Origin of the sequence: Curtobacterium sp. B18, from assembly GCF_000333375.1 — a bacterium.
Taxonomy (GTDB): Bacteria; Actinomycetota; Actinomycetes; order Actinomycetales; family Microbacteriaceae; genus Curtobacterium.
The window spans coordinates 1-4,446 of sequence record NZ_BACZ01000568.1 but is presented as its reverse complement, the minus strand read 5'-3'; the positions used below and the strand labels follow the sequence as shown (position 1 = coordinate 4,446).

Genomic DNA, 4,446 nt, shown 5'->3' with positions numbered 1-4,446 from the left:
GNACCTCCCGTCCCCTGGTGGGTGCGCTGGGTCAGACGCCCGCGGTCGAGCGGATCCAGCTGGCGGACTGGGTGAGGACGGCGTAGTTCGAGCCGGCGTGGGTGTTCGCGCCGGGGTCGGCCACGTCGCCGGTGGAGCAGACGCCGACGACCTTGCCGTTCACGACGAGCGCGCCGCCGGAGTCGCCGTGGTTCGAGGCGCCGGTGACGCCCGTGACGTGCTGCGCCCGGCCGCCGTACGCGTCCGTCGAGCTCCCCGTGAGGTTCACCGTCGCCTGGTAGAGCCCCGTCGTCGGGACGCTGTTCGCGCGGTTGCCGTAGCCGAGGATCGTGCCGGTGCCGGAGCTCTTGGTGGTGTACGCGAGGTCGAGCTGCGCGTAGGACGACAGCGTCTTCGGCGTGCTCAGGTGGACGAGCGCGATGTCGCCGGACGGCGCGGAGTAGAGCCGGTCCGCCGCGGTCGCGGTGCCCCGGTTCGTCGTGCTGTTCGAGTGGTAGACGTTCATCGCGGTGGTGCCGTCGACGCAGTGCTCGGCGGTGAGCACCCACGAGGCGTTGAGCTGCTCGCCGGTGCACCCGTAGGTGCCGGTGCCGCCCTGCTGGAAGACGAGCTGCACCTCCCACGGGGTGCTCGGTGCCTGCTCGCCGCCGATGACCTGCGGCGAGACGGTGGCGGCGTTCGCCGCGGTCGCGCCGAGGCCGCCGCCGAGGAGGGTGATGGCCGCCGTGGCGGCGAGGGCGAGGGCCCTCAGGTTCTGTCGCTGCTTCATGGCCCGATCGTGCTCGCCCCCTGTTCGGGGGTCAAGTCCGCGTTGCAGGGGACAACAACGTCACCCTGTGGACAACTCCGTCGGCGTCGGTGGGGTGTCCTAGCGTCGTCGTCATGACAGGGGACGGGAACACGACGGGCCGCGGGCGGCGCCGGGCCGGAGCGGTGGTCTGGCCGATCGTCGTCGCGACGGCGCCCACCGCCGCCTTCCAGCTGCCGAACCTCGTCGCGGCACCGGGGGTGCGGGTCTCGCTCGTCGTGTTCGGGCTGGTGGTGCTGGCGGCCGCGGTCGTCGTGCAGGTCGTCCGTGCCCGTCGGGCCGAGGCCTCGGTGACGGCCGCGGCGGCCGTGGCGCGGTCGACCGAGCTCGAGCAGGGCACCGCCGTCCGGTACGCGTTCGGCCAGCTCGCTTCCCGACTCGCCCGCTTCGCCGAGGTCCGGCGGCGGGACCGCTGGCAGGAGCTGCCGGCCTTCGCCGACCGGGTCGCGGTGGCGCTGGCCTTCTACCTGCTCCCCGGCGTGCCCGACGTCCGGGCGAACGTCTACCAGCTCTCCGAGGACCTGCACGCGCTCGAACCGATCGGGCACGGGGGAGCGGACGACACGGCCGGCGTCTTCCGTGCCGGCACCCCGTACGGCGACCGCAACCTCGACTGGGTGTTGGTCGGCGGTGGACCGCGGGTCGTCGGTGACCGTGCCGCCGACGTCGACGCCGACGACGACCTGCCGGGGTTCGAGCCGCGCTACCGCTCGTACGTCTCGGTCGTGATCCGGTCCGAGGAGTACTCGTTCGGCATGCTCACCGTGGACTCGCCGGCCCCGGACGCGTTCACCGACCTCGACGCCAAGTACGTCGCGCTGATGGCCTCGTTCATGGCCATCGCGTTCTCGCTCGCGACCCCGTTCCCGGACCGCGACCGCAACCCCAGGAAAGGCCCGTGATGCGCACGCGATTTGTCGGACGCTCGACGTACGATCCCCACATGACCATCGTGACCCCCGAACCGAAGCCCTTCGGTCGGTCCCGGGTGTACACCCCGAACTGGACCGACGACACGACCGACGCCGACTACGAAGACCTCGAGGTCATCGCCGCGAACATCGAGCGCGAGCGGGTCGCCGCCCGCCGCCGGTTCGAGGCGCGCCTCGCCGCCGCGCTCGCCCGCTGATCCGGCCTCGCGGCGCCGACCACCGAAGCGCTGCGTCCGCCCGGCCCGGGCGGACGCAGCGCTTCGTCACTCCGCGCTGACGTCGATGAGCACCTTGCCGACGGTGTCCTGCTCGACGGCGTCGTGCGCCGCCGCCGTGTCCTCGAGCGAGAACCGCACGAGCGGCAGACCCGCGGCCTCGCCGACCGGCAGCACCCCGTCGCGGAGCGCCGCGGTGACGTCCTCGGCCGCCGCCGTCAGCGCCTCGTCGCCGATCGTGTACAGCAGCAGGAACTGGTACCGGGCGTTGATGCTCATGTTCGGCCGGATCGGCAGCGTCGCCTCGTCGCCGCCGTTGTTCGCGTAGATCGAGACCAGGCCGTGGTTCGCCAGCACCTCGGCGACCAGCGCGGCGTTCTGCGGGATCGACACCTCGACGACGATGTCGACGCCGTCCGGGGCGATCGCACGGATCTGCGCCGAGGCGTCCTCGTCGCGGTAGTTCACCGTGTGGTGCGCGCCGGCCGCGGTGGCGAGGGCGGCCTTGGCGTCCGAGCTGATCGTCGTGACCACCGTCGCACCGGCCCACCGCGCGAGCTGGATCGCCGCGTGCCCGACGGCCCCGGCGCCGCCCGCGACGAGGACGGTCTTCCCGTTGAGCGCCCCCGGTGCGAGGCGGTCCGGGCCGTGCTCGTGCGTGGTGAGTGCGCGGTGCGCGGTCATCGCCGGGACGCCGAGCGAGGCGCCGATGTCGAAGCCGGTGCCCTCCGGCAGGCGGACGGCGCGGGCGGCGGGCACCACGGTGTACTCCTGTGCCGTACCGGTCGGACGGCTCGCCGCGGCCATGTACAGCCAGACGTGGTCGCCGACCGACAGTCCGTCGACACCGTCACCGACCGCGTCGACGACCCCGGCGCCGTCCTGGTTCGGCGTGATCTCGGGGAACGGCAGGTCGTCGCCGTACGTGCCGCCTTGTCGTGCCTTCCAGTCGGTCGGGTTGACCCCGGAGACGACCACGCGGACTCGGACCTCGCCGGGGCCGGGCGTCGGCACCGGCCGCTCCTCGAGGGTCAGGACGGACGAGTCACCGGGCTTCGTGTAGACGACAGATCGCATGCCCCCAGGCAACCACCGACGTGCCGCCGAGATTCCGCGGACGGTCAGCGAACCCGCGCGTCGTACTCCTCGCGCGAGACCGCGACGGCCTCCATGTGCGACGTCGCCCAGTCCTCGAGCGGCTTCAGCACCTCGCGCAGGGAACGCCCACGATCGGTCAGCTCGTACTCGACGTGCGGGGGGATCTCGGGGAAGACGGTCCGCGTGACGAGTCCGTCGCGTTCGAGTGCCCGCAGGGTCTGCGTGAGCATCTTCTGCGAGACGCCCTGCACGCGTGCCGCGATCGCCGAGTACCGTGCGGGCCCGTCGGCCAGGGTGCCGATCGTCAGGACGCTCCACCGGTCCCCGATGCGGTCGAGCAGCTGTCGCGAGGGACATTCGGCGGCGTAGGGGCTGTACTCGAGCGCTGACATGGTGTCCTCCGTTACGCACTGTGAGGTGCCTACTTACTCAAAGAGAGTAACGCTTGTACGGTGAGTGTAAACGATCCACGAAAGGACTGCTCCATGACCAGCATCGTCGTCTTCGGTGGCACCGGCTACGCCGGCTCCGCCATCACCCGCGAGGCCCTCTCCCGCGGCATCGCCGTCACCGCCGTCGCCCGCGACACCTCCAAGCTCGAGCCGGCCGAGGGCCTGACCCTCGCGCAGGGCGACGCCTTCGACACCGACTTCGTCGCCGAGGTCACGAAGGGCACCGACGTCGTCGTCGTGTCGCTGCACGCGGTCCAGGCCGACGGCAGCGAGCTCAAGGACCGGTTCCAGCCGTTCGTCGACGCCGCCGCTGCCGCCGGAGCGCGCCTCGGCATCGTCGGTGGCGCCGGTTCGCTGCTCGTCGCCGAGGGCGGTCCGGCCCTGTTCGACACCGCTGACTTCCCGGACGCGTTCAAGGGTGAGGCGAAGAGCCACGCGGCGATCCTCGAGGCACTCCGCGCATCCGACACCGAGGTCGACTGGTTCTACGTCAGCCCGGCGGCGGCCTTCGGCGGCTACAACCCCGGCGAGCGTCGCGGCACCTACCGCACCACCGACGAGGTCCTGCTCACCGACGCCGACGGCAACTCGGACATCTCCGGCGAGGACTACGCGATCGCCTTCGTCGACGAGATCGTGACGCCGGCACACCACCAGGCGCGCTTCGGGGTCGCCTACTAGGCGGTTCGCTTCGCCTCCGCACAACGGAAGTCACCCGGAACCGCGCCATCGCGCGGTTCCGGGTGACGTTGCTTGTGCGGCGGCGGGGCGGCGGGGCCACGGCGCGGCGGAGCACGCAGCGGCGCGGCCCCGACCGCGACGTGCGTGCGGCCGGCAGCGCGCTCGGTGCGGAACCACGGAACCGACATGGAACCAGGCGGCCCGCCTGGTTCCACGTCGGTTTCGTGGTTCGACGCCACAACGCGGCGACGGGGCAACGC

General features: G+C 72.1%; 6 protein-coding genes. 3 read left to right on the top strand and 3 right to left on the bottom strand.

The window, feature by feature from the left end; genetic code table 11:
* Window positions 1-31: 31 nt before the first annotated feature.
* Window positions 32-769 (bottom strand): S1 family peptidase, encoded by a 738-nt coding sequence (locus I5E_RS15335; RefSeq protein WP_022907756.1) that lies wholly within the window; start codon window positions 767-769, stop codon window positions 32-34.
* A gap of 113 nt (window positions 770-882) precedes the next feature.
* Here I5E_RS15335 and I5E_RS15330 point away from each other — a divergent pair, with 113 nt between their 5' ends.
* Together I5E_RS15330 and I5E_RS15325 are read left to right on the top strand one after the other, a co-directional pair.
* Complete coding sequence (locus tag I5E_RS15330) at window positions 883-1,710, top strand: GAF domain-containing protein (protein WP_148286993.1); 828 nt, start codon at window positions 883-885, stop codon at window positions 1,708-1,710.
* Between the two features lie 41 nt (window positions 1,711-1,751).
* Window positions 1,752-1,937: a hypothetical protein gene (locus I5E_RS15325; protein WP_022907754.1), complete on the top strand. Its 186-nt coding sequence runs from the start codon at window positions 1,752-1,754 to the stop codon at window positions 1,935-1,937.
* A gap of 66 nt (window positions 1,938-2,003) precedes the next feature.
* Here I5E_RS15325 and I5E_RS15320 read toward each other — a convergent pair whose 3' ends face one another.
* Complete coding sequence (locus I5E_RS15320; RefSeq protein ID WP_022907753.1) at window positions 2,004-3,032, bottom strand: NADPH:quinone reductase; 1,029 nt, start codon at window positions 3,030-3,032, stop codon at window positions 2,004-2,006.
* 44 nt (window positions 3,033-3,076) lie between these two features.
* A complete protein-coding gene (locus tag I5E_RS15315; RefSeq protein WP_022907752.1) occupies window positions 3,077-3,445 on the bottom strand; it encodes a winged helix-turn-helix transcriptional regulator in 369 nt (122 codons plus the stop codon).
* A 93-nt stretch (window positions 3,446-3,538) separates the two neighbouring features.
* Between I5E_RS15315 and I5E_RS15310 the strand changes: the two genes are divergently transcribed.
* Complete coding sequence (locus tag I5E_RS15310) at window positions 3,539-4,186, top strand: NAD(P)-dependent oxidoreductase (RefSeq protein WP_022907751.1); 648 nt, start codon at window positions 3,539-3,541, stop codon at window positions 4,184-4,186.
* Window positions 4,187-4,446 lie beyond the last annotated feature (260 nt).